The 3,947-nt window shown below is 56.7% G+C and carries 3 protein-coding genes; 1 reads left to right on the forward strand and 2 read right to left on the reverse strand.

The genetic code is table 11. The features are described from left to right. Positions 1 to 16: 16 nt before the first annotated feature. Positions 17 to 1,642 carry a GMC family oxidoreductase gene (locus B2W52_RS01000; protein WP_273073015.1) on the reverse strand — a complete coding sequence of 542 codons (1,626 nt, stop codon included), beginning with the start codon at positions 1,640 to 1,642 and terminating at the stop codon, positions 17 to 19. Beyond that, positions 1,639 to 3,618, reverse strand: a complete 1,980-nt coding sequence (locus tag B2W52_RS01005; protein WP_273073016.1) for an alkyl/aryl-sulfatase — start codon at positions 3,616 to 3,618, stop codon at positions 1,639 to 1,641. Before B2W52_RS01005 ends, B2W52_RS01000 begins: the two co-directional genes overlap by 4 nt. Before the next feature lie 144 nt (positions 3,619 to 3,762). On the opposite strand from B2W52_RS01005, the gene B2W52_RS01010 reads away from it, so the two are divergent. Beyond that, a partial coding sequence (locus B2W52_RS01010) for a helix-turn-helix domain-containing protein (protein ID WP_286801017.1) occupies positions 3,763 to 3,947 on the forward strand: 185 nt, incomplete at its 3' end.

Genomic DNA, 3,947 nt, shown 5'->3' on the forward strand with positions numbered 1-3,947 from the left:
GTTTATAAGCTGACAATCAGATATCGCAGCCCTCCGCCTTTTCGAGAATCATGTCAGCAGCCTTTTCGGCAATGGCAATCGTAGGCGCGTTGGTATTGCCGCTAATCAGCCGTGGCATGATGGACGCGTCCACCACACGGAGGCCTTCGAGTCCGTGCACCCTGAGTTGTGGGTCCACGACCGCCATCCTGTCAGTTCCCATTTTGCAGGTGCCCACCGGGTGGTATACCAGGCCCACCTTTTCCTTCACCTTTTCGATGATCTGCTCATCGGACTGGCGATCTGCACCCGGGTGGAGTTCCTCACCCCGATAATCGTCAAAGGCCTTCGCCGCGAGAATCCGGCGGGCCTGGCGGATACCATCGACCATGGCTTTGCAGTCATCGGGATCGGCAAAGAAGTTGTAGTCGATTTCCGGCGCCGCAAACGGATCGGCCGACGTTATGGTTACGTTGCCTGAGCTCTTCGGCCGCAGCACACAGACATGCACTGAATAACCGGGGTTGGACATGAGTTTCAGGTCCCGACCGCTATCATCAAACAGCAGCGGCAGCATGTGGAGCTGAACATCCGGGCGATTAACGCTGTCACTGGATTTGATAAAACCGCCAGCCTCGGTGATGGATTTAGCGAGCTTGCCCCGTTTACTGAGGAAGTATCGGATGGTATCCGGGAGCATTTTCAGCAGGCCACCGAACGAGGCAGTGAAGCCACTGTTCTTCCTGCTTGAGACCAGGACGCAGGCGTCCACATGCTCCTGAAGATTCTTACCCACTCCCGGTAATTCGTGCAGGCACCGAATACCCAGGTTTTCCAGGATGTCGCGGTCTCCGATGCCGGAAAGCTGAAGCAACTGGGGCGAGTTGATCGCTCCACCGCTTAGAATGATTTCCCGGTTTGCCCGCAACACCCGATCTCTGCCCTTGTGGCGGAGCTCTACCGCAACAGACCGTTTGCCCTCGAACACCACTTTTTTCGCCTGTGCGTCGGTGAATACAGTCAGGTTCTGGCGAGTCATGGCCGGCTTCAAATAGGCGTCGGCGGCACCGAATCGACGGCCATTCTTGATGTTCAGGTGGAAATAGCCCACGCCTTCCTGGTTGGCGCCGTTAAAATCGCTGTTGCAGGGAAAACCGGCCTGCCGTGCCGCATCTACGAAAGCTTCGGACATCGGGTACTCCGCTGTTTCCGGTGCACTGATGTGAAGGTTGCCACCTTTGCCGTGATAAGGGGTTCCGGAAAGCGTCTCGTGGTGTTCCGATTTTATGAAGTAAGGCAACATCTCCCGATAGCCCCAGCCTTCATTACCGAGTGCCTCCCACTCGTCGTAGTCCTCTTTCTGACCGCGCACGTAGAGCATGCCGTTTATTGACGAACTACCACCAAGCCCTTTTCCCCTGGGGGTAAACAAGGGCTCACCATCTCGCAGTTTCTGGTCGGGCCTGGCGTTGAATGCCCAGTTGTACTTCTTGAGAAACATGTGGGCGGCAAAGGCGCCCGGCGTCCGGATCGTGAACGAATCCCCACCCGGCCCCGCCTCCAGTATGCAGACCGAGTATCTGCCATCGGCTGAAAGCCGATCCGCCAGTACGCTACCGGCAGAGCCGGCACCGACCACGATGTAATCAAAATTCTCGTTCACGGTTTTTCCCCCACCGGTTCAATGATGGAGAAGTTTGCTGGTGGTTTTTCCAGCATTTGCAGCAGGCCAAAGAAGGCATCCACTGCCCCCTCGACCTGGATCTCGCCAGACTCCACCGCCTCCGGGAAGCTGGTTTTTTGAAGAAGGATATTATCCAGTACCGCTCGGTGCATACTCACACTGGCGTGGGCACGCTCGTCCAGCTCCCCCGACCGATGGGTCAGCGTGGCGTTCTGAAGGTTCAGCCGATAATCCTCACCCTGGTCGGTAATAGACCAGTTGATCACCAGATGCTCTCCGGCGGCTTTTTCCGGGTCAATCCTTACTGCCATCGAATCAAAAAACATACTGATTTGCAGTGCCTGCATCAGGTCTGGCTGCAGCCCCACATGTTTCGGCGTGATTAGGCCGTGGCGCAATTCGTGCGCACCAACGAGGTAGGCGCTACGCCAGGTGCCCGCCTCGGCCTGGTAACCAAGCTGCTCCAGAGCGTCCGCGCCCAGTTCGCGCGCTTCACGGTTTTCAGGGTTGGCATACACGAGATCTCGCATCACTGATGCAACCCAGCGATAGTCGCCGTCCGCAAAATCTTCGCGGGCCTTTCGGAGCACTTCTGCCTCACCGCCCATGTAGTCGATGGTGCGTCTCGATTCTTCACGAGGTGGCAAAGGGTTAAGGTTGGCGGGATTGGCGTCATACCAACCCATGTAGCGCTGATATACACCGCGGGCATTGTGGCTGACGGTTCCGTAATAACCGCGCGCTGACCATTCCTGGTTCAGGCTTTCAGGTAACTGCAGGTTTTCAGCAATATCGCCTGGCAACATGCCACGGTTCATCATACGAACCGTCTGATCATGGATATACTTGTACAGGTCCCTTTGAACTTCCAGAAAATGCGTGATGTCTTCCGGGTTCCAGATCGGCCAGTGATGCTGGGCCACCAGAATGTCCGTGCGATCAGCGAAGCGAACCAGTACCTTGTCGATAAACCTGGACCAGGAACTGGCGTCGCGAATGGCGGCTCCGCGGATGGTGTAGATGTTATGCAGGTGCTGACTTGTGATCTCGGCGGTGTTGAGCACACGGAACTGAGGGAAATACATCATCATCTCAGATTCGGCTTCGGTGCCGTGCGCCATCTGGAAGTCAATCTCGATACCATCGATGGTCAGGTTGGCGTTGTCAGGCACGGTATCGGTGGGAGCAATAAGGCTGAGCCCACCGCTACCCAGTGCCTTGCCAAGCCCGGTGTCGACATGACCTCTCACGCCCGGAGTCAAACCAGCGCCGAACTGGTAGGTGGCGCGACGGGTCATGGCGTTGCCGGCAATCACATTCTCTGCAATTGCATGCTCCATAAACCCCTCTGGAGCATAGATCCGGACCTTCCCGGCTCGAACATCCTCCTCATTAACGACACCCTTCACACCCCCGAAATGATCCGCATGGTTGTGTGTGTAAAGCACTGCCACCACGGGCTTTCTGCTTCGATGCTGGTAATAGAGTTCCAGACCGGCGCGCGCCGTCGCGGGAGTCAGAAGGGGGTCGATGATGATCAGGCCGCTGTCACCCTCAATGATGGTCATATTGGACAGATCCATGTTGCGGACCTGGTACATGCCTTCGACCACTTCGAACAGCCCATGGATCGCATTCAGTTGCGCCATGCGCCACAGGCTTGGATTGACTGAATCCGGAGCGGCATCGGCCTGCAGGAAGGCGTAGGGCGCCATGTCCCAGGCCACGTGACCTTCATTATCCAGCACCCTGCCATCAGGCAACGCACCCAAGAAGCCACGGCGAGCGTCCTCAAACGAACGGGTATCGGAAAACGGCAGCTCATTCAGTACCGCCTGGTTTAACTGTGCCGTCACGTCCGTTGCCGGCTTGGAGGTTTCGGCCTGAGCGATCATCGGGAACAGTAAACCGGCACCGAACGCTGTCAGCATGGCCTTCTTGAATAGGGGTAGCATGCGGAATCTCCTCTTTTTGGCGGCACCTGGGTTTTGTTGGTTTCGAATCGTGCGCCACGTAACTGCAGTTTGAAGCGAGGTGTTCCGTTCATCCAATGCAATGTTTCTTGACTTAATATGCGCAAAACGCATAGATATAGTGCCATGGACACACGACACATCCGGCATTTCATGGCGTTAGTTGAGTGCGGCAGTTTTGCCCGCGCCTCGGAAGTCGTGCACCTGTCTCAACCGGCTTTAAGTCGCAGCATCCAGGAACTGGAGCGCCAACTCGGGGCCAGACTGTTCGATCGGGGGCGCTTCGGGGTGGTTTTGACCGCGCACGGGCG

Source organism: Marinobacter sp. UBA2498, assembly GCF_002341575.1.
GTDB lineage: Bacteria > Pseudomonadota > Gammaproteobacteria > Pseudomonadales > Oleiphilaceae > Marinobacter > Marinobacter manganoxydans.

Bases quoted from the DNA above. Each gene is read 5' to 3' on its own strand.
- B2W52_RS01005 (WP_273073016.1), bottom strand. From the start codon at position 3,618: ATGCTACCCCTATTCAAGAAGGCCATGCTGACAGCGTTCGGTGCCGGT.